The organism is Mycobacterium sp. (genome assembly GCF_050700595.1).
GTDB lineage: Bacteria > Actinomycetota > Actinomycetes > Mycobacteriales > Mycobacteriaceae > Mycobacterium.
This window is the reverse complement of record NZ_JBOHHI010000105.1, coordinates 16,491-38,498: the sequence shown is the minus strand read 5'-3', so window position 1 is coordinate 38,498 and position 22,008 is coordinate 16,491. Positions and strand designations below refer to the sequence as shown.

The 22,008-nt window shown below is 65.6% G+C and carries 29 protein-coding genes and 3 tRNA genes; 18 read left to right on the top strand and 14 right to left on the bottom strand.

Annotation, left to right across the window (positions count from 1 at the left end; genetic code table 11):
* Positions 1–43 precede the first annotated feature (43 nt).
* Genes ACRDTL_RS10405 through ACRDTL_RS10390 form a run of 4 tightly spaced genes read left to right on the top strand, consistent with a single transcriptional unit; the run spans position 44 to position 2,313 of the window.
* Positions 44–643, top strand: a complete 600-nt coding sequence (locus ACRDTL_RS10405) for an HD domain-containing protein (protein ID WP_431506620.1) — start codon at positions 44–46, stop codon at positions 641–643.
* 23 nt (positions 644–666) lie between these two features.
* Positions 667–1,182, top strand: a complete 516-nt coding sequence (locus ACRDTL_RS10400; RefSeq protein WP_431506619.1) for a nitroreductase family protein — start codon at positions 667–669, stop codon at positions 1,180–1,182.
* On the top strand, positions 1,182–1,934 hold the full coding sequence (locus ACRDTL_RS10395; protein ID WP_431506618.1) for a class I SAM-dependent methyltransferase: 753 nt from the start codon (positions 1,182–1,184) through the stop codon (positions 1,932–1,934). Before ACRDTL_RS10400 ends, ACRDTL_RS10395 begins: the two co-directional genes overlap by 1 nt.
* A 4-nt stretch (positions 1,935–1,938) precedes the next feature.
* Entirely contained in the window at positions 1,939–2,313 is a 375-nt protein-coding gene (locus ACRDTL_RS10390; protein WP_431506617.1) for a BlaI/MecI/CopY family transcriptional regulator, read from the top strand.
* On the opposite strand, the gene ACRDTL_RS10385 is transcribed toward ACRDTL_RS10390, so the two are convergent.
* Together ACRDTL_RS10385 and ACRDTL_RS10380 are read right to left on the bottom strand one after the other, a co-directional pair.
* The gene (locus tag ACRDTL_RS10385) at positions 2,291–3,184 is read right to left on the bottom strand and encodes a cytochrome c biogenesis CcdA family protein (RefSeq protein ID WP_431506616.1); all 894 of its coding nucleotides are present in this window, start codon (positions 3,182–3,184) and stop codon (positions 2,291–2,293) included. The genes ACRDTL_RS10390 and ACRDTL_RS10385 overlap by 23 nt on opposite strands.
* Positions 3,181–3,666 (bottom strand): protein disulfide oxidoreductase, encoded by a 486-nt coding sequence (locus ACRDTL_RS10380; RefSeq protein WP_431506659.1) that lies wholly within the window; start codon positions 3,664–3,666, stop codon positions 3,181–3,183. Before ACRDTL_RS10380 ends, ACRDTL_RS10385 begins: the two co-directional genes overlap by 4 nt.
* A gap of 101 nt (positions 3,667–3,767) precedes the next feature.
* Between ACRDTL_RS10380 and cynS the strand changes: the two genes are divergently transcribed.
* From cynS to ACRDTL_RS10365, 3 genes are read left to right on the top strand one after another with little or no spacing between them, the layout of a single operon-like run.
* Positions 3,768–4,235, top strand: coding sequence for a cyanase (gene cynS / locus ACRDTL_RS10375; protein WP_431506658.1), 468 nt, complete (start codon positions 3,768–3,770; stop codon positions 4,233–4,235).
* 29 nt (positions 4,236–4,264) lie between these two features.
* Complete coding sequence (locus ACRDTL_RS10370) at positions 4,265–5,272, top strand: patatin-like phospholipase family protein (protein ID WP_431506615.1); 1,008 nt, start codon at positions 4,265–4,267, stop codon at positions 5,270–5,272.
* Between the two features lie 10 nt (positions 5,273–5,282).
* Positions 5,283–6,314 carry a patatin-like phospholipase family protein gene (locus ACRDTL_RS10365; RefSeq protein WP_431506614.1) on the top strand — a complete coding sequence of 344 codons (1,032 nt, stop codon included), beginning with the start codon at positions 5,283–5,285 and terminating at the stop codon, positions 6,312–6,314.
* A 98-nt stretch (positions 6,315–6,412) separates the two neighbouring features.
* Here ACRDTL_RS10365 and ACRDTL_RS10360 read toward each other — a convergent pair whose 3' ends face one another.
* From ACRDTL_RS10360 to ACRDTL_RS10350, 3 genes are read right to left on the bottom strand one after another with little or no spacing between them, the layout of a single operon-like run.
* Positions 6,413–7,108 carry a crotonase/enoyl-CoA hydratase family protein gene (locus ACRDTL_RS10360; protein ID WP_431506613.1) on the bottom strand — a complete coding sequence of 232 codons (696 nt, stop codon included), beginning with the start codon at positions 7,106–7,108 and terminating at the stop codon, positions 6,413–6,415.
* 14 nt (positions 7,109–7,122) lie between these two features.
* Positions 7,123–7,956, bottom strand: a complete 834-nt coding sequence (locus ACRDTL_RS10355; RefSeq protein WP_431506612.1) for a hypothetical protein — start codon at positions 7,954–7,956, stop codon at positions 7,123–7,125.
* Positions 7,957–8,015: 59 nt separating this feature from the next.
* The gene (locus ACRDTL_RS10350; RefSeq protein ID WP_431506611.1) at positions 8,016–8,732 is read right to left on the bottom strand and encodes an MBL fold metallo-hydrolase; all 717 of its coding nucleotides are present in this window, start codon (positions 8,730–8,732) and stop codon (positions 8,016–8,018) included.
* A gap of 99 nt (positions 8,733–8,831) precedes the next feature.
* Here ACRDTL_RS10350 and ACRDTL_RS10345 point away from each other — a divergent pair.
* The 11 genes from ACRDTL_RS10345 to rplA all read left to right on the top strand — a co-directional run bounded on the left by ACRDTL_RS10345 (position 8,832) and on the right by rplA (position 13,328).
* Positions 8,832–8,904, top strand: a tRNA-Thr gene (locus tag ACRDTL_RS10345).
* Between the two features lie 52 nt (positions 8,905–8,956).
* Positions 8,957–9,030, top strand: a tRNA-Met gene (locus ACRDTL_RS10340).
* 34 nt (positions 9,031–9,064) lie between these two features.
* Entirely contained in the window at positions 9,065–9,232 is a 168-nt protein-coding gene (gene rpmG / locus ACRDTL_RS10335; RefSeq protein WP_431506610.1) for a 50S ribosomal protein L33, read from the top strand.
* 38 nt (positions 9,233–9,270) lie between these two features.
* The gene (gene hadA, locus ACRDTL_RS10330) at positions 9,271–9,723 is read left to right on the top strand and encodes a (3R)-hydroxyacyl-ACP dehydratase subunit HadA (RefSeq protein ID WP_431506657.1); all 453 of its coding nucleotides are present in this window, start codon (positions 9,271–9,273) and stop codon (positions 9,721–9,723) included.
* Positions 9,710–10,138 carry a (3R)-hydroxyacyl-ACP dehydratase subunit HadB gene (hadB, locus tag ACRDTL_RS10325; protein ID WP_431506609.1) on the top strand — a complete coding sequence of 143 codons (429 nt, stop codon included), beginning with the start codon at positions 9,710–9,712 and terminating at the stop codon, positions 10,136–10,138. Before hadA ends, hadB begins: the two co-directional genes overlap by 14 nt.
* A 2-nt stretch (positions 10,139–10,140) precedes the next feature.
* On the top strand, positions 10,141–10,641 hold the full coding sequence (gene hadC, locus ACRDTL_RS10320) for a (3R)-hydroxyacyl-ACP dehydratase subunit HadC (RefSeq protein ID WP_431506608.1): 501 nt from the start codon (positions 10,141–10,143) through the stop codon (positions 10,639–10,641).
* Between the two features lie 134 nt (positions 10,642–10,775).
* Positions 10,776–10,848: transfer RNA gene (locus tag ACRDTL_RS10315), tRNA-Trp, on the top strand.
* A 68-nt stretch (positions 10,849–10,916) separates the two neighbouring features.
* Positions 10,917–11,324, top strand: a complete 408-nt coding sequence (gene secE, locus ACRDTL_RS10310; protein WP_431506607.1) for a preprotein translocase subunit SecE — start codon at positions 10,917–10,919, stop codon at positions 11,322–11,324.
* Between the two features lie 28 nt (positions 11,325–11,352).
* Positions 11,353–12,093: a transcription termination/antitermination protein NusG gene (gene nusG / locus ACRDTL_RS10305; RefSeq protein WP_431506606.1), complete on the top strand. Its 741-nt coding sequence runs from the start codon at positions 11,353–11,355 to the stop codon at positions 12,091–12,093.
* 22 nt (positions 12,094–12,115) lie between these two features.
* A complete protein-coding gene (gene rplK, locus ACRDTL_RS10300; protein ID WP_431506605.1) occupies positions 12,116–12,547 on the top strand; it encodes a 50S ribosomal protein L11 in 432 nt (143 codons plus the stop codon).
* A gap of 70 nt (positions 12,548–12,617) precedes the next feature.
* Positions 12,618–13,328 (top strand): 50S ribosomal protein L1, encoded by a 711-nt coding sequence (rplA, locus tag ACRDTL_RS10295; protein ID WP_431506604.1) that lies wholly within the window; start codon positions 12,618–12,620, stop codon positions 13,326–13,328.
* 68 nt (positions 13,329–13,396) lie between these two features.
* Here the strand turns inward: rplA and ACRDTL_RS10290 are convergent, their stop codons facing one another.
* The 9 genes from ACRDTL_RS10290 to ACRDTL_RS10250 all read right to left on the bottom strand — a co-directional run bounded on the left by ACRDTL_RS10290 (position 13,397) and on the right by ACRDTL_RS10250 (position 21,993).
* Complete coding sequence (locus ACRDTL_RS10290; protein WP_431506603.1) at positions 13,397–14,605, bottom strand: RNA polymerase sigma factor; 1,209 nt, start codon at positions 14,603–14,605, stop codon at positions 13,397–13,399.
* 7 nt (positions 14,606–14,612) lie between these two features.
* Complete coding sequence (locus ACRDTL_RS10285; RefSeq protein WP_431506602.1) at positions 14,613–15,311, bottom strand: YciI family protein; 699 nt, start codon at positions 15,309–15,311, stop codon at positions 14,613–14,615.
* 81 nt (positions 15,312–15,392) lie between these two features.
* A complete protein-coding gene (gene mmaA4 / locus ACRDTL_RS10280; RefSeq protein ID WP_431506601.1) occupies positions 15,393–16,280 on the bottom strand; it encodes a hydroxymycolate synthase MmaA4 in 888 nt (295 codons plus the stop codon).
* Between the two features lie 141 nt (positions 16,281–16,421).
* Complete coding sequence (locus tag ACRDTL_RS10275) at positions 16,422–17,285, bottom strand: cyclopropane mycolic acid synthase family methyltransferase (RefSeq protein ID WP_431506600.1); 864 nt, start codon at positions 17,283–17,285, stop codon at positions 16,422–16,424.
* Positions 17,286–17,366: 81 nt separating this feature from the next.
* Positions 17,367–18,227 carry a cyclopropane mycolic acid synthase family methyltransferase gene (locus ACRDTL_RS10270; protein ID WP_431506599.1) on the bottom strand — a complete coding sequence of 287 codons (861 nt, stop codon included), beginning with the start codon at positions 18,225–18,227 and terminating at the stop codon, positions 17,367–17,369.
* A 25-nt stretch (positions 18,228–18,252) separates the two neighbouring features.
* Positions 18,253–19,098, bottom strand: a complete 846-nt coding sequence (locus ACRDTL_RS10265; RefSeq protein ID WP_431506598.1) for an alpha/beta fold hydrolase — start codon at positions 19,096–19,098, stop codon at positions 18,253–18,255.
* A 62-nt stretch (positions 19,099–19,160) separates the two neighbouring features.
* Positions 19,161–20,507, bottom strand: coding sequence for an ABC1 kinase family protein (locus tag ACRDTL_RS10260; RefSeq protein WP_431506597.1), 1,347 nt, complete (start codon positions 20,505–20,507; stop codon positions 19,161–19,163).
* Positions 20,507–21,448 carry an alpha/beta fold hydrolase gene (locus tag ACRDTL_RS10255; RefSeq protein WP_431506596.1) on the bottom strand — a complete coding sequence of 314 codons (942 nt, stop codon included), beginning with the start codon at positions 21,446–21,448 and terminating at the stop codon, positions 20,507–20,509. The genes ACRDTL_RS10260 and ACRDTL_RS10255 overlap by 1 nt, the downstream gene beginning before the upstream one ends.
* Complete coding sequence (locus ACRDTL_RS10250; RefSeq protein ID WP_431506656.1) at positions 21,421–21,993, bottom strand: DinB family protein; 573 nt, start codon at positions 21,991–21,993, stop codon at positions 21,421–21,423. Before ACRDTL_RS10250 ends, ACRDTL_RS10255 begins: the two co-directional genes overlap by 28 nt.
* Positions 21,994–22,008: the final 15 nt, after the last annotated feature.

Here is a 22,008-nt window from a genome sequence, read left to right as displayed (position 1 = left end):
GGGGGTTCGGGGAACTGTCACGGTGTGTGCCACAGTGAGGGTCATGGCCAATCAGACAGCGTCAGCACGCCTAACGCCCACGTTCATCGAGGCCGTGCAATACGCCGCGGACAAGCACGCCACCCAGACACGCAAAGGCAATGGCACCCCGTATCTCGGCCATCTGCTGTCGGTCGCCGGGTTGGTCATCGAGGCCGACGGCACCGAAACGCAGGCCATCGCCGCATTGCTGCACGACGCCGGCGAGGATCAGGGCGGGGAGGAGACGCTGGCCCAGATCCGGGAGAGGTTCGGCGCCGACGTGGCCTTGATCGTGTCCGAATGCAGCGACACGTTCGAGACGCCGAAACCACCCTGGCGCGAGCGCAAGGAATACTACATCCGCTGCCTGGTGGACGCCTCGGACGAGGCCATCCTGGTCTCGCTGGCCGACAAACTGCACAACGCCCGCGCGATCCTGCGCGACTTCCGCGATCTCGGCGACGAACTGTGGCAGCGGTTCAACGTCGCCGACCCGCAGCAGCACCTGTGGTATTACCGGTCGCTGCTGGAGGTATACACCGACCGCATCGACAACTGGATGGTCGACGAACTCCGCGACGTGATCGACGCGCTGGAACACGAGATCGGCGAATCCGCCTGATCCGACGGACGAGGAAGGACGACATGGAAGCCTGGGATGCGATCTGCGCGCGGCGCAATGTCCGGCAGTACCGGCCGGAACCGGTTGCCGACGCCGACCTGGACCGGATCGCCGAGGCCGGATGGCGGGCGCCGTCGGCGAAAAACCGCCAGCCGTGGGACTTCGTCATCGTCACCGACAAGGCTGCGCTGCAAGAACTTTCCACAGTGTGGATGGGCGCCGGTCATATCGCCTCGGCAGCGGCCGCGATCGCTTTGGTGGTGCCCGTACCGGCGAGCGAGCGTCGCAAGGTGACGGACCAGTACGATGTCGGCCAGGCGACGATGGCGATGATGATTGCGGCCACCGACCTGGGAATCGGCACCGGCCATTCGTCGGTGGGGGACCAGGACAAAGCACGCGCGATCCTGGGCGTGCCCGACGACCGCCTGGTGGCCTATCTGCTCGGTATCGGGTATCCCGCCGATCGTGCACTTGTCCCGATCCGCAAACCGAACCGGCGGCCGTTCGCCGAGGTCGTCCACCACGGACACTGGTGATGCGCGAACACAAGGGCGACTACGGGATCGACGGGTCGTTCAAGACGGTGTCGGCGGGGGCACAGGCGACCGTCCTGGGTGTCCAGGCGGTTGCGCTGCTGGCGTGGGCCGCGGTCAGCCGGTCGCGGGGTAAGCGGTTGACCGCAGCGCTGAGCGGAGCCGGAGGTCTCGGAATCATCGCCAGCACAGCGCTTTACATCTATGCGACGAAAGTCGGCAAGTTCGCGGCGTGGAACCGGATTCTCGAAGATCTCCGGTTGCGGGGCGACGAGACGCTGCTCGACCTGGGCTGTGGGCGCGGGGCGGTGTTGCTGGCCGCGGCGAAGCGGCTGCCGCGCGGTCACGCGATCGGCATCGACTTGTGGCGCGCCGATCAGACCGACAACTCGCCGTCGGCCACGCTGAAGAACGCCGATCTGGAAAACGTCACCGACCGCATCGAGGTGCGCACCGCCGACATCACGGCGTTGCCGTTCGAGGACAACAGCGTCGACGTGATCGTCAGTAGCCTTGCAATTCACAACATTCCGACGCATGCGGGCCGGCGCCAGGCGCTGGGTGAGGCGGCTCGGGTGCTACGTCCCGGCGGGCGTCTTGTGATTGCGGACCTCTGGGAAACCCGCCGGCACGCCGCCGGGTTGCGGGAATTGGGCTGGCTGGACGTGCGGCGCCGCAACCTCGGATGGCGGATGTGGTACGGCGGGCCGTGGGCGTCGACGCGGTTGGTGACCGCGACGAAGCCGATAGCATAGGGCCGTGCGCGTTCGGCGTTTCGGTCAGCTCGAGGCCGTCATCATGGACCGGGTCTGGGACCTGTGCCAGACCACCACGGTCCGCGAGATCTTCGACGATCTGGCGCGCGACCGTGAGATCGCCTACACCACCGTGATGTCGACGATGGATAACCTGCACCGCAAGGGCTGGCTACAGCGTGAGCGTGCGGGCAAGGCATTCCGGTACTGGCCCACCATGACCCGCGAAGAACACTCGGCAGCCCTGATGCGCGATGCGTTCGACACCGGCGGCGATTCCGACCGCGTCCTGGCCTTCTTCATCAACCAGATGGACGCCGAGGAGTCGTCCCGGGTGCGGGCCGCGCTGCGCCGCATCATCGACGAGGAACATCCGTGAGTGCGTTGGCGACGTTGCGATTTCGCACGCGCCGGCCCGCGACAGCGCGCCAGCCCACCCCCGCCACAATCAGCGCGGCGGCGACACCCAATAACGGCCAGACACCCAACGCCTCGACCTGGCTTGCCAGCCAACCCTGCACCGTACCCGCGGCGTGAATGACCGGGTCGTCCGGGCCGGCGTTGGTGAAGTTCAACCGGATTTCGTAGTAGCCGTAGTAGGCCACATAGAGTCCGGTCAGCAAGACGACGACACCCACGATCCGGTTCACGTACGGCAGGATTCGGCGCAACGCCGCGGTGGCCGACGAGCCGGCCAGCGCCACCGCCAGCGCGGCCACGCCGACCGTGATGCTCATTCCGGCCGCATAGGCGGCGAACGCGAGGATGCCGGAGAGCGCCGACCCCTGTTTGAACGTCGTACTGATCACCGCGAGAAACGGTGCGACAGTGCAACATAGCGATGCAGTCGCATAGCCGACGCCATAGCCGTACATGGAACCCAATCGCGCCGTCGGCGCCCCGCCGCCCAGCTTGGGCATGAGCACGTTGATGTCCTTGCCGGCCAGCAACCAGCCGGCCAGCACGACCAGTAGAACACCCATCACCACGGTGGCGAACGGTAGATACTTCTCGGCCGAGGCAATCACGGGCGAGATCACCAGGCCGAAAACACCGAACACCGTGAGGAATCCGGCGGCCATCGCCCCGGTGGCCATGCCGGCGCGCGCTATGGCCGCCGGACGGGAGGTCTGCTGACTGCCGGCGATCACCAATGCCAAATAGCCGGGCAAAAAAGCGAAGCCGCACGGGTTGAGGGCGGCCACCAGCCCGGCGGCCAGCGCGAAACTCAGTGCCGCGGTGTCGATCATCGCTGACCCAGCGTGCTGACCCGCTCGGTCAGCCCCGATTCGGGCAGGTCGCCTTTGACGACGTCGACGCTGCCGTCCGGACGGACGAACGCGTACGCCGGTTGTTGTGTCACACCGAATTTCGCCCAGACCGCCGCGTCGGTATCGGCCAGTTGAGTAAACCCGCCCAGGTGGTACTTGTCGACAAACACCCGCATGGCGGGCACGTCAGCCCGCGCGGCCACACCCACAAACGTCACTGCCGGATTCGCGGCGGCGACGCGGGAAACCATCGGCGCCGCCTGTTGGCAGTGCGAGCACCACGGTGCCCAAAACCACAACACCGCGGGCTTACCCAGCAAGCTTTGGCCGGAGAACCCTCCGCCGTCGAGGGTTTTGGCGGTGAACTGCAACCGGGCCGGCCCAGAGGTGGGCGACGCGGTTTGCGAACCGCACGCCGCGACGACGAACGTGGCGGCGAGCAAGGCGAGCAAGGCGAGCAAGGCTAGCAAGCGACGTGTCAACGCGATTCCTCCCGGGTCCACGGTACGGTGCGGGCCGCACTACTACATACGTACCTAGATAGTAGGTAGGGCGAGGGCGCATCCTGGAACGCATGACCAGAAACGAACTCACCGAACAAATCGTCGTCGCGCGACTGGCCAAGGGCCTGACCTGGCAGGAGCTGGCCGACGCCATCGGTCGGCCGGTGGCGTGGACCACCTCGGCGCTGCTGGGTCAGCAGCCGATCCCGGCCGAGCTGGGCAAGATGCTCGTCGAGATGCTGGGTCTCGACGAGTCGGCGGTGGCGGTGCTGGCCGCACCGCCGATGCGCGGCGGGCTGCCCACCGCGGTGCCGACCGATCCGACCATCTACCGCTTCTACGAGGCCCTGCAGGTGTACGGGCCGGCGATCAAGGAGCTGATCCACGAGCAGTTCGGCGACGGCATCATGAGCGCGATCAACTTCAGCGTCGACGTGCAAAAGAAACCGCATCCCTCCGGCGACCGTGTCGTGGTCACATTCGATGGGAAATTCCTTCCCTACGATTGGGTTTCGGGCGAGGACTGAAAGGTTACGTTCGAACGGGAGGGAGCGTCATGACCGAAGCACCGCTGAAGGCCGACCTTGTGTTATCCGGTGGCGGCGTCAAGGGCATCGGCCTGGTCGGCGCCGTCGTCGCAATGATGGAGGCCGGGTACTCGATCCCGCGGGTGTCGGGGACCTCGGCGGGCTCGGTCGTCGGCGCGATCCTGGCCGCCGCCCAAAAGGGCAACCAGCTGACCCCCGAGCAGGTCAAAGAACTTGCGATGAAGCTGCCGTACCGCAAATTCCTCGACGCCGAGCCGCTGACGCGCATCCCGGTGCTCGGCGCTGCCTGGGACCTGCTCAGCGGAGACGGCATGTACAAAGGCGACTACGCGCACCAGTGGATCGGCAGCGAATTGAAGAAGCTGGGCGTCACGACTTTTGGCGATTTGGCCATCGACGACGACAACCTGCTGCCGGAGCGACGCTACCGGTTGGTGGTGACCGTGGCCGACGTGACACTGGGTCAGCTGGTGCGGCTGCCGTGGGACTATCGGCGGGTCTACGGCCTGGACCCGGACGAGCAGCCGGTCGCCGACGCCGTGCGGGCCTCGATGTCGATTCCGTTCTTCTTCCGCACCGCCAAGCTGACCAGCACCGCCGGGTTGACGTCCACGCTCGTCGACGGCGGCGTGCTGTCGAACTTCCCGCTCGACTCGTTTGACCGACCCGACGGCAAAACCCCCCGCTGGCCCACCTTCGGCGTCACCCTGCTACCCAACCTCCCGCAGGGCAACGACAAGGTGATCCCCGCGCTGGGGCCGTTGCATTACTTCGGCGGCCCGACCCTGCTGGAAGACCTGATCACCACGATGATCGTCGGCCGCGATCAGGCCTATCTCAATCACCCCTGGGTCAGCGCACGGGTGATCCGGGTGGACTCCACCGATGTCAGCTTTCTTGACTTCGGCATCTCAGCCAGGCAGAAAGAAGAGTTGTTCCAACGAGGCTATTTGGCGGCGCAGGCATTCTTGTCGACCTGGAACTGGCCGCAATACCTCCAGGACTTCCGGCGATGAAAGGGATCCTATGGCCGACGATCGATCGGTAAACCAGCCACCCGATTGCGCTGACCTGATCCTCTCCGGGGGAGGCGTCAAGTTCATCGGGCTGGTGGGCGCCGTTGTGGCGCTGATGGATGCCGGATATTCGTTCCAGCGAGCATCCGGCGTCTCGGGCGGCTCGGTGGTGGCCGCGATCATCGCGGCCGCGTCCAAGGGTGACCAGCTGACCAGTGCGGAAGTCAGGGAACTCGGATTGTCGGTGCCGCTGCGCCAATGGCGCGATGCAGCGCCAATCCCATTTCTCGGTCCGGCCTGGGGACTGGTTCGCGACACCGGCCTCTACCGCGGCGACTTCGCGCACGACTGGATCCGCGGCGAGTTGAAGAACCTGGGCGTGACCACATTCGGTGATCTGGCCGTCGATGACGACCACCTGCTGCCGGAGCGGCGCTACCGGGCCGTGGTCACCGTCGCCGACCTGACCACCGGGCAACTCGTGCGATTACCGTGGGATTATCGGCGGGTTTACGGTCTGGATCCCGACGAGCAATCGGTCGCCGACGCGGTCCGGGCGTCGATGGCCATCCCGTTTTTCTATCGCCCGGTCACCTTGACCAGCGCCACCGGGCTGGCGTCCACCCTGGTCGACGGCGGCCTGCTGTCGACTTTTCCGATCGACTCGCTGGACCGGCCCGACGCCAAACGCCCGCGCTGGCCCACGTTCGGAATCACGGTGATCCCCAAGCTATTCGAGGGCGTTGAGAGCGCGATCCCTGTCCTGAAACCGCTGCGGCGCCTCCTCGGACCGCCGTCGCTGCTGGAACATCTGATCACCACCATGCTGATCGGTCACGATCAGACCCACCTCAACGAGCCCTGGGTCAGCGCTCGCGCCATCCGGGTGGTCTCGACCGAGGTGAGCGCCCTCGACTTCGGTATCTCGCGAGAGCGCCTTGAGCAGCAGTACGACAGAGGTTATGTGGCTGCACGGGAGTTCCTGTTGACGTGGGACTTCCCGAAATACCTCAAACGGTTCCGCCGCTACCAGGGACACTAGCTAGCATCGCGTTGACCAGTTCGCGACACTTAAACGGTTGCGACGACACGCCGATGCGGTTCGCAATGGGTTAAGTTTCGACGAGGTGGGCGATGACGTTAGAGCCCGAATTCGGCTGCCATGCCGTCGATCCCGGCGCGGATACCGGCGAGCGCCTCGGCGCGGGTGCGTAGCTTGGTCGCGGCATGGGCATGCTGACGCAAGGTGGCGAATTCCCGCGCGGCCTCCTCGGCACGCTCGTGCACCGCCTCGGGCAGCACGATCTCGTCGAGCCAGCCGGCGGCGACGGCGGTTTCGCCGAAGAACGTCTTGGCCAGCCCGGCGGCCTGCTGGTAGGCCGACGGTGTCAGCCGCAGCTTCATGATCTCCAAAGCCGCATACGGGAGCGTCATTCCGATCGCGACCTCGTTGGCCTGGATGTTGTGGGCGGGAGCACCCACCCGGTGGTCACCGGTGGACAGCAGGAACGCGCCCATCGCGATCGCGTGACCGGTGCAGGCCATCACCACCGGCTTGGGATAGGACAACAGCCGGTGGGTGAGCTCGAAACCGCCTTTGAGCATGTCGATCGCGGGCTGCACCTCGCCGGAGGTCAGGATTTTCAGGTCGAACCCGCCGCTGAACACCCGCTGGTTTCCGGTGATCACCACCGCCCCGACGTCGTCGCGGTCGGCGCTGTCGAGCGCATCCTGCAATGCCTGTTGCATGGCCGGGCCGAGCGCGTTGACCTTGCCGTCGTCCATCGTGATGATCGCGATGGGTTCGTCGTAGCGATAGGTGACCGGGCCGCTCATGGGAGTCGATTGAATCAGACCCGCTCGACCCGATGCTTACCCAGCTCATTCACCGCGTCGCCCCACCGCAGGCTGACATCGGTAGGCTCGTCGAGCTGGTGGGTGCGCCACCGCTCCTGGACCTCGGCCACCACGCGGTTGATGCGTTCGATCTCAGTGCGCAACACGTCGGCGCGAGTTTCCTTGCTGGCGTAGTGAAAGTAGCTCAGCACGCCACGCAACAGCTGCAGCTTCTGCTTTTCCCGCCTGGCCAGATCGTGCGTCGTCAACAACTCGATCCGCTGAACCGGCGGTAGCGAATCCCAGTCCAGCACCACCTCGGTCGCCAGCGGACGCCGCCGCTGCTGCCAAAACTTCCAGCCGGGCCGGTCGTCGGGGCGGTCGTAGTAGGTCACGGTGCCGGCGAAGCGCGACGCGATGTTCTCGCCGAGCTCGACGCGGTCCAGCGCCGAGTCCCACACCATGCGCCACTCCTGGCCGGGCGCCAGCGTCGCCAATTCGCTCGGGAGTTTCAGCTCGGCGACGCTCGCGTAGCCGTCGTGGACGTCCTCGTATTCGGGCACGGTGGGCGGGTGCGGAAACGAGAACCGGATGTTGTGCGCCGCGGTCTTGCCGAAGTTGTGCACCACGAGCTCGATCAGATGCCAGTCGGAAGCGTTCGGCTCCATGAACATGGCCACGTGCGGGCGAGCCTGCTCGGCCGCCAGCCGACGGCCGCGCTGGATCTGCCGGTGGGTGTAGATCAGGGCGACCACTCCCAACGCGAGCGCAGCCCACGCCGCCCACGCCAGCCAGGTTCCCGAGCCCGTATCGGTCAACTCGTACCATCGGTCTTGAAGCCATGCCATTGGATGCTTATATCACAGTGACGGAGCCGAAAATTCGCTGGCGTGCTCCTACCAGCAGATCACCCGCCCATCAGCATTCGCCACTGATCGAGATCGGCGGCCCGGTAAACGTAGTTGGACCCCTTGACCTCCGACAGCGATGCACTCGGCTCGACCGAATACCAGTGCCCGGGAAACACCGTCGGGTCACCGGAAAGCCGGGCGAGCTGTTGCAGGCTGCGGTACATCTCGTCGGAGTCGCCGCCGGGGAAGTCGGTGCGCCCACAACCTTCCAAAAACAGCGTGTCACCGGCGACCAGTCGGTCGTCGAGCAGAAAGCACTGGCTGCCCGGCGTGTGGCCGGGGGTGTGCAACAGCTCGATGTCGATTGCGCCGACGCTGACCACGTCGCCGTGCTCGTGCGCGGTGAGGTCGCCCATGGGAATCCCGGTCACCCGCGAAACCCAAAGTGCCTCATGCGAATTCACGTGCACTGGCACGCTGACGCGCTCCAGCAGCTCGGACAGCCCCTTCAGCTGGAACCCCATCATCGAGCCGCCGACGTGATCGGGGTGGTGGTGGGTGACCAGCACCCCGGACAGGTGCATGCCGTCGGCTTCGGCCGCGTCGAGCAGATCGCCGGCCGCGTAGGCCGGGTCGACCACCACGGCGTCGCCGGTCTGCCGGTCGCCGATCAGGTAGGCGAAGTTGCGCATCTGCACCGCGAACATGTCGCCGGCGGCGAAGTCGCGGCCGGCGAGCAGTTGGCGAAAGTACAACCGATCCGAGTCAGGCACCGTTCCAGCCTATGACCCGTGCGGTTTGGTGGCCCTGCGGGCCAGGCTGTACCCTCTTTTAGGCCCCCGGCACGGCCCGACTGGTCGCTCGGGGTGAGTGCCCCCTTAGCTCAGCCGGCAGAGCGTTTCCATGGTAAGGAAAAGGTCAACGGTTCGATTCCGTTAGGGGGCTCGGCGGACGCCGGGCAGGCTGGCGGCCCTGAACGAAGGCAGTGTGGCCCTGAGGCGATGTAGCTCAGTCGGTTAGAGCGAACGACTCATAATCGTTAGGTCGCCGGTTCGAGTCCGGCCATCGCTACAAATCAACAACGACTCCGGAAAGAGAAGCTGACGTGGCCTCCAGTACCGATGTACGGCCGAAGATCACTTTGGCCTGCGACGTGTGCAAGCACCGCAACTACATCACCAAGAAGAATCGCCGCAACGACCCCGATCGGATGGAGCTGAAGAAATTCTGCCCCAACTGCGGCAAGCATCAGCCGCACCGCGAGACACGCTAGGTTCTCCAGACGTGTCGTTGGGCAAAGACATCATCGGGATGCATTACCGCTACCCCGACTATTACGTCGTCGAGCGGGAAAAGGTCCGCGAATACGCGGTCGCGGTCCAAAACGCCGATGCCTTCTTCTGCGAGGAGAAGGCCGCCGCCGAAGTCGGCTACGACGGGCTACCGGCACCGCTGACGTTCATCTCGGTGTTCGGCTACAAGGCTGTGACGACGTTCTTCGATCAAGTCAACATCGCGACAGACGACGCGCAGATCGTGCAGGTCGACCAGACCTTGAAGTTCCTGGCGCCGATCAGGGTAGGTGATCGCCTGTACTGCGATGTGTTTATCGAATCGGTACGCCGCGCACACGGAACCGACATCATCATGACCAAACAAACCATCACCAACGAAGCCGGTGACGTAGTACAGGAGACCTACACGACCCTGGCGGGTCGTGCGGGCGAAGAGGGAGAAAAGGGTTTCAGCGATGCCACTGCGTGAGTTCAGTTCGGTGCAGGTGGGTGACCAGCTTCCCGAGAAGGTCTATCCATTGACCCGACAGGATCTGGTCAACTATGCGGGCGTCTCCGGTGATCTCAACCCGATCCACTGGGACGACGAGATGGCTAAGCTCGTCGGCCTGGACACCGCGATCGCCCACGGCATGCTGACCATGGGCCTCGGCGGCGGCTACGTCACGTCGTGGATAGGCGACCCCGGGGCGGTGACCGAGTACAACGTGCGGTTCACCGCGGTGGTACCGGTGCCCAACGACGGCAAGGGCGCCGAGATCACCTTCACCGGCCGGGTCAAGTCGGTCGATCCCGACACCAAGTCGGTGACGATCGCGCTGACCGCCACCACCGGCGGCAAGAAGATCTTCGGCCGGGCGATCGCGTCGGCGACGCTGGCGTAACCATGCCGCTCAAAACCGACATCCTCGGGCTGGTCTGGACCTACCCGGACACCTACGAAGTAAGCCGGGAGAAGATCCGGGAATTCACCAAGGCGATCAAGGCCGACGACCCGGCCTGTCTGTACGAGGACGCGGCCGCCGAACTCGGATATGACCGCCTCGTCGCGCCTCTGACGTTCGTGACTATCCTGGCGCAGCTGGTCCGGGCCGATTTCATGCGCAAGGTCGATACCGGCTACGAGACGATGCAGATCGTCCAGGTTGACCAGCGGTTGATATTCCAAAAGCCGATCGTTGCCGGCGAGGTGCTGCACGCCCAGATGGAGGTCCACTCCGTCGACGAGCGGTTCGGCGCCGTCATCGTGGTCACCAGGAACACCTGCACCAACGACGCGGGAGAGGTGGTGTTGGAGGCCTACACCACGGTAATGGGTCACGAGGGCGACAACTCGGTCCAGCTCAAGTGGGACATGGAGTCCGGGCAGGTCGTCAGAACCGGTTGATTGGTAACCGAGACCGACGTCGATGTACACTCGACCTCGGGGTTTTCCCAGCACTAGCGCGCTTTCCGCGGGTCGAACGAGCGGAGAGCGCGTGCGTCATGTAAGACCCCGCAGGTTGGTCTGCCGACCGGCGAAGGGGCGTAGCTCAACTGGCAGAGCAGCGGTCTCCAAAACCGCAGGTTGCAGGTTCAAGTCCTGTCGCCCCTGCTGACATCGATACCTGCAATGGTGGACACTGGAAAGCACCCGAGACGAGCGAACTTAAGGAGCATGCGGTGAGCGACGAGCGCGACGCTGCCGACGGCAACGACACCGAGGAGCAGCGCGGCGGCCGCACGGCGGTGGTGACCCGACCGCAACGCCCGACCGGCAAGCGGTCACGCCAGCGCGTGGACACCGACGACGACACCGGCTCGACGGCCGCCGAAGGCGCCGCGGATGTCAAGGTCAAAAGGGCCAAGAAGGCCAAGCAGGCCAAGAAGTCACCCGGCCCCAACCCGATCGTCTACCTCTACAACTACCTCAAGCAGGTCGTTGCCGAGTTGCGCAAGGTGATCTGGCCGAACCGCAAGCAGATGATCACCTACACGTCGGTGGTGCTGGCGTTCCTGGTGTTCATGGTGGCGTTGATTGGCCTGTCCGACCTGGGCCTGGCCAAGCTGGTGTTGCTGGTGTTCGGCTGAGCAGACGGTATAGAGAGGACAAACAACCGTGACTACCTCCGACGGCGATATGCCCGTGGGTGAAGCGGTCGACCCGGAAGAGGCCGGCGCAGAGGCCGGCCCGGAGGCGGTGGCTGCCGAAGAGTCAGCCGCTGCCCCCGAAGAGCTCGACCCGGCCGCCGCGCTGAAAGTGGAACTGCGCACCAAACCGGGCGACTGGTATGTGATCCACTCCTACGCCGGATACGAGAACAAGGTCAAAGCCAACCTTGAGACCCGCGTGCAGAATCTCGACGTCGGCGACTACATCTTCCAGGTGGAGGTGCCCACCGAAGAGGTCACCGAAATCAAGAACGGCCAACGCAAGCAGGTCAATCGCAAGGTGTTGCCCGGCTACATCCTGGTGCGGATGGACCTGACCGACGACTCCTGGTCGGCGGTGCGCAACACCCCGGGGGTGACCGGGTTCGTCGGCGCGACATCGCGTCCGTCGCCGCTGTCGCTCAACGACGTGGTGAAGTTCCTGCTGCCGCAGGGGGCCGCGAAGAAGCCCGCCAAGGGGGCAGCCGCCGCTGCCACCACCGCCGCCGAGGGCGGGCTGGAACGCCCGCGGGTGGAAGTCGACTACGAGGTCGGCGAATCGGTCACCGTGATGGACGGGCCGTTCGCCACGCTGCCGGCATCGATCAACGAGGTCAACGTCGAACAACAAAAGCTCAAGGTGCTGGTGTCCATCTTCGGCCGCGAAACACCTGTGGAACTGACCTTTAACCAGGTCTCCAAGATCTAACGCACGAAAGGACCACCATTTCATGGCCCCGAAGAAGAAGAAGGTCGCCGGGCTGATCAAGCTGCAGATCGAGGCCGGGCAGGCCAACCCCGCGCCGCCGGTCGGCCCTGCGCTGGGCCAGCACGGCGTCAACATCATGGAGTTCTGCAAGGCATACAACGCCGCTACGGAGAACCAGCGCGGCAACGTCATCCCGGTGGAGATCACCGTCTACGAGGACCGCAGCTTCACGTTCACCCTCAAGACGCCGCCCGCCGCCAGGCTGCTGCTGAAGGCGGCCGGCGTGGGCAAGGGCTCGGCCGAGCCGCACAAGGACAAGGTCGCCAAGGTGACCTGGAACCAGCTCCGCGAGATCGCCGAGACAAAGAAGGCCGACCTCAACGCCAACGACATCGAGGCCGGCGCGAAGATCATCGCCGGCACCGCCCGGTCGATGGGCATCACGGTCGAGTAGCTCTTGACCGGTGGGAGGACCAGCTTCGGTCCGTTTCGCAACCACAACCAACCACGAGATTGGATAGCCGATGAGCAAGAACAGCAAGGTATATCGCGCCGCCGCCGAAAAGGTGAACCGCACCAGCCTCTACACCCCACTGCAGGCGGCCAAGCTGGCCAAAGAGACGTCGTCGACCAAGCAGGACGCAACTGTCGAGGTGGCGATCCGGCTCGGTGTAGACCCACGCAAGGCCGACCAGATGGTCCGCGGCACGGTCAACCTGCCTAACGGCACCGGTAAAACCGCCCGGGTGGCGGTGTTCGCGGTGGGGGAGAAAGCCGAGCAGGCGACCGCCGCCGGCGCCGACGTGGTCGGCAGCGACGACCTGATCGAGAAAATCCAGGGCGGGTTCTTGGACTTCGACGCCGCGATCGCCACTCCGGACCAGATGGCCAAGGTCGGGCGTATCGCCCGGATCCTGGGGCCGCGCGGCCTGATGCCCAACCCCAAGACCGGCACCGTCACACCCGACGTCACCAAGGCCATCGCCGACATCAAAGGCGGCAAGATCAACTTCCGGATCGACAAGCAGGCCAACCTGCACTTCGTGATCGGCAAGGCGTCGTTTGACGAGAAGAGCCTGGCGGAGAACTACGGCGCCGCGATCGACGAGGTGCTGCGGCTCAAGCCGTCGGCGTCAAAGGGCCGCTACCTGAGGAAGGTCACCGTCTCGACGACGACCGGACCGGGCATTCCGGTCGACCCGTCAATCACCCGCAACTTCACCGCGGAATCTTAAGCTCGCGAGAGTGCAACTGGCGACGGTTGTTCTCGTCGGGAAACACGTCGGTAGTTGCACCTTCGCGGTCAAATACATTCAGCTATCCTGCGCTGCAGGAATACCCGGGCCGGTTCGGAGCCGCTGGCGGCCAACGCCTTTCGATACCAGCTCAACGCTTCAGCGGGTCGGCCGTCGCGGCGTAGCAGATCCGCGCGGATGGCCGGCACCAGACGCGCTACCCGCGGATCGTCGCCCGCCTCCTGCAGCGCGGCCAGGCCGGCGCCGGGGCCGTCGCGAAAGCCCACCGCCAGCGCCCGATTCGCCCGCACCACGGGGGAGTCGGCGATCACCAGCAACCGGTCATATGCCGCGCAGATCGCCGCCCAGTCGGTCTGTTCCCACGATGGCGCAGTCGCGTGCAGTGCCGCGATCACCGCCTGCGGCAGATATGGGCCGGTCGAGCCGGCGGCCAGCCGCAGTCGGTCCAGGCCGCGGGCGATGCGGCCGCGGTCCCAGCGATGGCGGTCCTGTTCCTCCAGCGGCACCAGCGCCCCGGCCGCGTCGATCCGGGCCGCTCGCCGCGAATCGTGTAGCAGCACCAGGGCGGCCAACGCCTGCGCCTCACGCTCGTCGGGCATCAGCGTGCATAGCTCGCCGGCCAGTCGGACACCCTCGTCGCACAGTTCGTCCCGGATCGCCGACGGACCCGCTGTCGACCAGTACCCCTCGGTGAAGACCGAGTAGATGCAGGCCAGCACGTGTGGGGTGCGCTCGGGCAGCAGCTCGGCCGGCGGTACCCGCAGCGGAATCCGGGCGTGCCGAATCTTGTTCTTGGCCCGGGTGATTCGCTGACCGATCGCGGTCTCGGTCTGCAACACCGCCCGGGCGATCTCGGCGACGGTAAGTCCGGACACCAGCCGCAGCGTGAGTGCCAGCTGGGAGGTCCGGTCGAGTGCCGGATGCGCGCAGGTGAACATCATCCGCAGTTCGTCGTCGCGGACCGGGTACGGCTCGGTGTGATCGGTGCGTGCCCGGACGTCGTCGATCACGGCGGCCAATTCCTTTCCGGGACGGATTGATTCGCGGCGCAACCGGTCCCGGGCGCGGTTGCGTGCCACGGTCAGCAGCCACGCAGCGGGATTGTCCGGCAGGCCGTCGCGCCGCCACACCCGCAGCCCCTCGGCGAAGGCTTCCTGGACGGCGTCCTCGGCAACGGACAGGTCGCCGGACCACCGCGCGAGCGTGGCGACGGCCGGGCCCCATTCCCGACGGAAGACGCCGTCCAGGTCGGCCATTGCGGGCTTACAGCCCTGACACTCCGGCCAACTGTCGCAACTCCACCACGGACGCCGGTATCTGCGACGCGAGCTTGACGGCTTCGTCGCGGTCGGTGGCGGACAGCACATAGAAACCGTTGGCAACCTCGGCGCCTTCGACGTAGGGCCCGTCGGTGATGATCACCTCACCGTCGCGCACCTTCACCGTGGTCGCCGTGGACGGCGGGTGCAGGCCCGCGCCGGCCTTGATGTGTTGGCCTGCCCCGGCGAAGAACGTCTGGTGCAGGGCCACCATCGCCTCCCACTCCGGGGTGCCGGGCGGCACTGGCCGGTCTGGCGGCTCCAGCAGCAGGGCGATCCAGTTGGTGCCCTCCAGCGGTTCGCTCTGCGCCCCTGGGGCGGCCATCGGCCAGACTTCCACTGCGCCATGCGTGGCGGCGGGAATGTCGCGGGCCAGCGCCAGCGCATCGTCGAGGTTGTCGGCTTCGAAGACGTAATACCCACCGGCGACTTCCGCCGACTCGGCGAACGGGCCGTCGGTGACGATCGGTGCGTCCGGGCCGCCGGTGATGCGCACCGCGCCGGCCGCCGGCAACAACGCGTCACCCGCCCGGATGGCCGAACCGGCCCTGGCGTGGAAGTTTTGGTAGGCCGTCATCACCGCGGCACCCTCGTCGGGTGTGAGGTCGCGTTCCTGGCTGATCAACAGGGCGAAGTACTGCATTGTGGTCACCTCCGGTCGTGAGCGGAACCCGGTGTTCCACTCTCTACCTCTTCGACGAACGAGGCGACCCCGATCCGACAGTTAGGCGGCCGCCGGCTTGAGGTAGGTGACCAGGCTGACGTCGAGCAGCCCGTAATCGAAGTAATGCTCGCAGCCGCGCAAGTACTTCATGTAACGCTGGTAGACCTCTTCGGAGGTGAATTCGACGGCCTTGTCGTGGTTGGCCTCCAACGCGTCGCCCCAGATCCGCAGCGTCCTGACGTAATGGTCACGCAGCGAAAGCGGTTCGGGGACAATGAAACCGGCCTTCTCGCCGCGCTCCACCATCATGTCGGTGGACGGCAGCCGACCGCCCGGGAAGATCTCGGTGACGATGAACTTGATGAACCGCGCGGTTTCGAAGGTGATCTTCATGCCGCGGGCATGCATGTCATACGGGTGAAAGCTCACGCTGCTCTGCACGGTCATCCGCCCATCGTCGGGCATGATGTTGAAGCAGTTCTTGAAGTAATGGTCGTAGTTCTCGTGGCCGAAGTGCTCGAACGCTTCGATGGACACGATCCGGTCCACGGGGTCGCTGAAGTCCTCCCAGCCGCGCAGCAGCACCTGGCGTGAGCGGTTGGTGTCGAGGCCGTCTAGCACCTGCTGGGTGCGGGCCTGCTGGTTTTTCGACAGGGTCAGGCCGATGACGTTGACGTCGTAGCGCTCGATGGCACGCTTCATCGTGGTGCCCCAGCCGCAGCCGATGTCCAGCAGCGTCATGCCCGGCCTGAGGTCCAGCTTGTCCAGGTTCAGGTCGACCTTGGCGATCTGGGCTTCTTCGAGCGTCATGTCGTCGCGTTCGAAATAGGCGCAGCTGTAGGTCCTGGTCGCGTCCTGGAACAGGCCGAAGAAGTCGTCGGACAGGTCGTAATGGGCCTGGATGTCTTCGGGGCGGGTCTTCGTCGGAGTAGTCGGCTTGTCAGGCATCTGTTCTCGTCGCCCTTCCTGGTGAGCGCCGCACGCAGCTCCGCGTGCAGCGATGTCCGCACAAGTCACGATCGGTGAAAGCACAATACCTGGCCTCGAACGGCCCTGTTTGGCACACGCGCTGATTGACGTTGCCGAAAATTACTTTGTCAGTGTGAACTGGTTGACGTCGATGTAGCCGCTCCGAAATCTCTTCGCGCAGCCGGTGAGGTAGTGCATGTAACGCTCGTAGACCTCTTCGGATTGGATTTCGATGGCGTTGTCTTTGTTTGCCTCCAGCGCCGCGGCCCAGTGATCGAGCGTCCTGACGTAGTGCGGCTGCAGTGACTGCCGGCGAGTCAGCGTGAAGCCCGCCTCCGATGAGTGGTCCTGCACCTTCTCGATCGACGGCAGCCGGCCACCCGGGAAGATCTCGGTGAGGATGAACTTCGTGAAACGGGCCAGCTCAAAGGTCAACGGCAGGCCGCGCTCGACCATTTGCGGCCCGGTCAAGCCGGTGATCGTGTGCAGCAACATCACCCCGTCGTCGGGCAGGGCGGCGTAGGCCATCTTGAAGAAGCCGTCGTAGCGTTCGTGGCCGAAGTGTTCGAACGCCCCGATCGACACGATCCGGTCGACGGGTTCATCGAACTGCTCCCAGCCCTCCCGCAGTATCCGCCTGCTGCGCGGAGTATCCATCTGGTCGAACAGCTTCTGCACGTGGGCGGCCTGGTTGTTGGACAGAGTCAGGCCGATGACGTTGACGTCGTAGCGCTCGACCGCACGTCGCATGGTGGCGCCCCAGCCGCAGCCGATGTCGAGCAGCGTCATGCCGGGCTGCAGGCCCAGTTTGCCCAGGGCAAGATCGACCTTGGCGATCTGCGCCTCTTCCAGCGTCATGTCGTCGCGTTCGAAGTAGGCGCAGCTGTAGGTCTGCGTCGGATCGAGGAACTGCCGGAAGAAGTCGTCGGACAGGTCGTAATGCGCCTGCACGTCGTTAAAATACGGCTCGAGCTTCTCGGTCATATCGGTCTGCGCCTCCCCTATTCGCCCAGTAATGCTAGACGATCAGTGTCTGACAGCCGAATCGACGCGTCGGCGACGGCGCTACTTCTGCAGGGTGAACTGGTGGACGCTGGTGTACCCGTCGCGGAACAGGCCCGGACAGCCGGTGAGGTACCTGATGTAGCGGTCGTAGATCTCCTGCGACTGCGCCGCGATGGCCTCCTCCCGGTGCGCCTCCAACGCGTCCGCCCACAGCTGCAGGGTCCGCACGTAGTTCGGCCCGATCTCCTGTTTTCTGGTCAGGCTGAAACCGGCCTTGGCGGCCTGTTCCTCGACCATGGCCACCGTCGGCAGCTGCCCGCCCGGGAAAATCTCGGTGCAAATGAATCTGACGAAACGGGCCATCCCGAGCGTCAGCGGCAAACCCCGTTTTTGGCATTCTTCCTGGGTGATGGCGGTGATGGTGTGCAGCAGCATCGATCCGTCGTCAGGTAACGCGCGGTAGGCCATCTCGAAGAAATCGGGATAACGTTCGTGACGGAAGTGCTCGAACGCGCCGATCGACACGATGCGGTCGACCTTCTCGTCGAACTCCTCCCAACCCTGCAGTCGTACCTCGACAGTGCGTGTCGTCGGGACCTTGCCGAGTTTGGCCAGGGCGTACTCGCGCTGACGCTCGCTGAGCGTCAGGCCGATGACGTTGACGTCGTCGTTCTCCAGCGCCCGCTGCATGCCGCCGCCCCAGCCGCAGCCGATGTCGACCAGCGTCATCCCGGGCTGCAAATCGAGCTTATCCAGCGCCAGGTCGAACTTGGCGTTTTGGGCCTCGTCGGTGGTCATGTCGTCGCGTTCGAAGTACCCGCAGGTGTAGCCCATCGTGGGACCCAAGAACAGCTCGAAGAACTTATTCGAAATGTCGTAAATCGACTGCAGCAATTCGTAGTTCGGCTTCAGCTCCGCCATGTTTCCCACGTATATCAGACGTGCGTCAGGCCCTGGCGAACGTGGCTGTCAACTCCCTGATCACTTGGTCCCACAGCTGCTCGGGCAGCTCATGGCCCATGCCGTCGAAGGTCACCCACCGCGCCCCGCGGATGGCCCGTGCCACCGCACACCCGCCCGAGGGCCGCATCAACTTGTCGGCCAAACCGTGCAGGACCACGGTGGGCGCGGTGATCCGCCGGTCGTAGCGGACCAGGCTGCCGCTGGCCAAGACCGCGCTGAAATGCCGGGGTATGCCCCACGGGTAGTAGCTGCGTTCGTAGCTCTCGATCGCCTCTTTGCGGATCCGTTCCTCCGGCGCCGGGTAGGCCGGGCTGCCGATGATCCGGGTGACCCGCACGGCGTTGTCGACGATCACCTCCCGAGGTGACCCCGGCGGCGGCCCGTTGAGCAGCGCCAGCAGCTGGCGCCGGCCCGGAGGCGGCAGGAACCGCCGGTTATTGCTGGAGAAGATCACCGCCAGCGACCGCGTCCGCTCACTGAACCGTGCTCCGACGATCTGGGCGATCATGCCGCCCATCGAGGCACCGACGATATGCGCCCGCTCGATCCCGAGGTGGTCGAGCACCGCCGCGGCGTCGTCGGCCATGTCCTCCAGGGTGTAGGCCGACCTGCCGGGCATTCCCAGCCAGAACCTGAGCATCCGGGGGATCAGCGCGCCGGCGGCTTTACGGCGTTCGGTCTTGCTGGACAGCCCGACGTCGCGGTTGTCGTATCGGATGACGCGCAGACCTTCGGCGACGAGCTTCTCGCAGAACGCGGTGCGCCACAGCAGCAGCTGCGCGCCCAGTCCCATGATCAGCAGCACCGCCGGGTCGTTCGGGGCACCCATGTCCTCGTAGTAAAGCTCAATCTCACCCGAACATGCTGTGCCGCTTCGGATTTCCACGGCACCTAGACCCCGACGTCGGTCTGATGCTCACGGCTGACCTCGACCATGAAGTTGGCGAAGTAGCCGGTGAGCTGCGGGTCGGACATCATCTGCCAACGCGGTGCCAACAGCTTCATGTAGCGCTCCACGTACAGGAACTGCTTGCCGATCAACACCAGCTCGCGGGGCAGCTTGACGTCGTAGACGTCGGCGAGCGTGGAGAGCTGCCGGCCGATGTCGGCGTAGGACATGTCGCCGAGCGATTGCATGGTGAGCGGGGTGGCGAACTTTTCCAGGTCCTTGGCCGCCTGCGCCTCGGGCTTCATGGTGCCGACCGCGCCCATCAGCACGACGATCTTGCCCGCCGCCGCATGGTCCTTCTTGACCAGTAGCGCATAGACCAGCTCCCGCAGCAGCCAACGGGTGCGCGGATCGACGCGGCCCATGATCCCGAAGTCGAAGAACACGATTCGGCCCGCCTCATCGACGTACAGGTTGCCGGCGTGCAGGTCGCCGTGGAACAAACCGTGCCGCAGCCCGCCCTCGAACACACTGAACAGCAGCGCCTTGACCAACTCGACACCGTCGAACCCGGCCTTGCGGATCGCGGCGGCGTCGTCGATGCGGATGCCGTGCACCCGCTCCATCGTCAGCACCCGCTCGGTGGTGAAGTCCCAGTACACCTCTGGCACCCGGATGTTGTGGCCCAGCGGGGAAGCGTGCAGGTGCGAAACCCACGCCTCCATCGACTGCGCCTCGAGGCGGAAGTTCAGCTCTTCGGCCAGGTTGTCGGAGAAGTCGGCGACGACGTCCTGGGCGGAGAGCCGACGGCCCAATTTGGCCAGTTCGACGGCCTGGGCGAACCGCTTGAGGATCTGCAGGTCGGCGGCGACCCGGCGGCGAATACCCGGCCGCTGGATCTTGACGACGACCTCCTCGCCGCTGCGCAGGGTCGCGTAGTGCACCTGGGCGACCGACGCCGACGCGAACGGCTCCTCGTCGAAGCTGGCGAACAACTGTGCCGGCTCGGCGCCGAGTTCTTCGACGATTAGTTTGTGCACGTCGTCCTTGTTGGCCGGTGGCACCCGGTCGAGCAGGCCGCGAAATTCCCGGGACAGCGGTTCGCCGAACGCGCCCGGGCTCGAGGCGATGATCTGCCCGAATTTGACGTAGGTGGGACCCAGGTCGGTGAAGGCCTGCGGGATTTCCCTGATCACCTTCTGCTGCCAGGGACCGCGCGCGGGCAGCTTGGTGAGGACGCGGGCAGCGGCGCGGGTGAGCTGCCAACCCGTGACGCCGATGCGGGCCGCCTCGACCGGCAACGGCACCCGATCGAGCTTGGCGACCCGACGATGATCGTTGGAACTCATCACTGCAGTGTGCCAAAGTTCTCCCGGAGCGTTTCGACGATCGGGCGCCACACCGGTTCGGGCAGGTCATGCCCCATCCCGTCGACCACGACGAACCGCGCACCGCCGATGGCGGCGGCGACCGCCCGGCCGTTGCGCGGCCGCAGCATCGGGTCCGCCGAACCGTGCAGCACCACCGTCGGCGCGGTGATCGCCCTGCTGTAGGCCAGCAGGCTGCCGGTGCCCAGCACCGCGTCGACCTGGCGCCGCCGCCCGGGCGGATAGCTGCACCGCTCGGCGAGTTCTTGCACACGCTTGCGCAGGTCGCGCTCGGATGGCAGGAAGTTGGGGCCGTTGAGCACCGCGACGTTGCGCGCCTCGAAGGCCAGCTTCTCCTCGAGCGGGGCGTCCCTGGCCGGCGCGCGAAACGCCAGTCGGATCACCGGCCACGCCGGCGGCGACGCGAAGAACCGCCTGCCGGTGGTGGACATGATGATGCCCAGCGACGCCACCCGGTCCGGCTCGGTGGCGGCCAGGATCTGCGCGATCATGCCGCCCATCGACGCGCCGACCACGTGTGCCCGGGCGATGCCGAGATGGTCGAGCAGCGTGGTGCTGTCGTGTGCCATGTCGAGCAGCGTGTAGGGCACCGCACTGGTCTTGCCCAGCAGGTAGCGCCATGCGCGCCGGTAGACCGAGCCGTCGGCGCGCAGGCCGTGCATCTTGGCCGACAGGCCGGTGTCGCGGTGGTCGAACCGGATCACCCGGTGGCCGGCGTCGACCAGTTGCGCGCAGAAGCCGTCCGGCCACATCGGCAACTGGGCGGCCAGCCCCATGATCAGCAGCACCGGCGGATCGGCCGGGTCGCCGAGGTCCTCGTAATAGATCTCGACGGCGCCTTCCGGGGTTTGGCGGCGCGCGATGCCGTTGCGGGTCAGGGTTTTTTCCACGGCGTGACCCATGGCCGCGGCTCCCAGTTCTCCAGGCCGGCGATCAGCTCGTACATGGTGGCGCCGTCGATGGTTTCCCGGATGATGTCGGCGTGGCCGGCGTGGCGGGCCAGCTCGTTGATCACGTGCAGGATCACCCAGCGCACCGACCAGGCCTTGATGTTCTGCGGGAACCACGGAATGTCGTCGGGTACCGGTACGACGGCGTCCAGGTCCGCCGTGTCCACCAGTCGCAGTGATTTCGCGTTCTGCTCCTCGAACCCGCGCAGCAGCCCGGTCAGCGTCTCGTCGGGGCGCATCACGTGCTGGTCGCCGAACTCCTTGGCGATCTCCTCGAACGGCCGGGTGTCCTTCGGCGGTGCGTCGGGGGCTGCCGCGACCCGCGCCATCCAGGTGCGCTGTACGCCGGTGGCGTGCTTGACCAGCCCGCCGATCGACAATGCGCTGACCGACGGCGTCGACCGGGCCTGCTCGTCGGTGAGACCGTAGGCCACCGCGAAGTACGCGCTCTGGTGATAGGCCAGGAATTCGCGCAGGGCGTTGCGTTCATCGGTCACGGGCGGGGCGAGGGC

Coding starts and splice junctions, on each gene's coding strand:
- ACRDTL_RS10405 (WP_431506620.1), top strand. CDS start 44: ATGGCCAATCAGACAGCGTCAGCACGCCTAACGCCCACGTTCATCGAG.
- ACRDTL_RS10400 (WP_431506619.1), top strand. CDS start 667: ATGGAAGCCTGGGATGCGATCTGCGCGCGGCGCAATGTCCGGCAGTAC.
- ACRDTL_RS10395 (WP_431506618.1), top strand. CDS start 1,182: ATGCGCGAACACAAGGGCGACTACGGGATCGACGGGTCGTTCAAGACG.
- ACRDTL_RS10385 (WP_431506616.1), bottom strand. CDS start 3,184: ATGATCGACACCGCGGCACTGAGTTTCGCGCTGGCCGCCGGGCTGGTG.
- ACRDTL_RS10370 (WP_431506615.1), top strand. CDS start 4,265: ATGACCGAAGCACCGCTGAAGGCCGACCTTGTGTTATCCGGTGGCGGC.
- ACRDTL_RS10365 (WP_431506614.1), top strand. CDS start 5,283: ATGGCCGACGATCGATCGGTAAACCAGCCACCCGATTGCGCTGACCTG.
- ACRDTL_RS10360 (WP_431506613.1), bottom strand. CDS start 7,108: ATGAGCGGCCCGGTCACCTATCGCTACGACGAACCCATCGCGATCATC.
- ACRDTL_RS10355 (WP_431506612.1), bottom strand. CDS start 7,956: ATGGCATGGCTTCAAGACCGATGGTACGAGTTGACCGATACGGGCTCG.
- hadA (WP_431506657.1), top strand. CDS start 9,271: ATGCATTACCGCTACCCCGACTATTACGTCGTCGAGCGGGAAAAGGTC.
- hadB (WP_431506609.1), top strand. CDS start 9,710: ATGCCACTGCGTGAGTTCAGTTCGGTGCAGGTGGGTGACCAGCTTCCC.
- hadC (WP_431506608.1), top strand. CDS start 10,141: ATGCCGCTCAAAACCGACATCCTCGGGCTGGTCTGGACCTACCCGGAC.
- rplK (WP_431506605.1), top strand. CDS start 12,116: ATGGCCCCGAAGAAGAAGAAGGTCGCCGGGCTGATCAAGCTGCAGATC.
- rplA (WP_431506604.1), top strand. CDS start 12,618: ATGAGCAAGAACAGCAAGGTATATCGCGCCGCCGCCGAAAAGGTGAAC.
- ACRDTL_RS10290 (WP_431506603.1), bottom strand. CDS start 14,605: ATGGCCGACCTGGACGGCGTCTTCCGTCGGGAATGGGGCCCGGCCGTC.
- ACRDTL_RS10285 (WP_431506602.1), bottom strand. CDS start 15,311: ATGCAGTACTTCGCCCTGTTGATCAGCCAGGAACGCGACCTCACACCC.
- mmaA4 (WP_431506601.1), bottom strand. CDS start 16,280: ATGCCTGACAAGCCGACTACTCCGACGAAGACCCGCCCCGAAGACATC.
- ACRDTL_RS10275 (WP_431506600.1), bottom strand. CDS start 17,285: ATGACCGAGAAGCTCGAGCCGTATTTTAACGACGTGCAGGCGCATTAC.
- ACRDTL_RS10270 (WP_431506599.1), bottom strand. CDS start 18,227: ATGGCGGAGCTGAAGCCGAACTACGAATTGCTGCAGTCGATTTACGAC.
- ACRDTL_RS10265 (WP_431506598.1), bottom strand. CDS start 19,098: ATGGGTGCCCCGAACGACCCGGCGGTGCTGCTGATCATGGGACTGGGC.
- ACRDTL_RS10260 (WP_431506597.1), bottom strand. CDS start 20,507: ATGAGTTCCAACGATCATCGTCGGGTCGCCAAGCTCGATCGGGTGCCG.
- ACRDTL_RS10255 (WP_431506596.1), bottom strand. CDS start 21,448: ATGGGTCACGCCGTGGAAAAAACCCTGACCCGCAACGGCATCGCGCGC.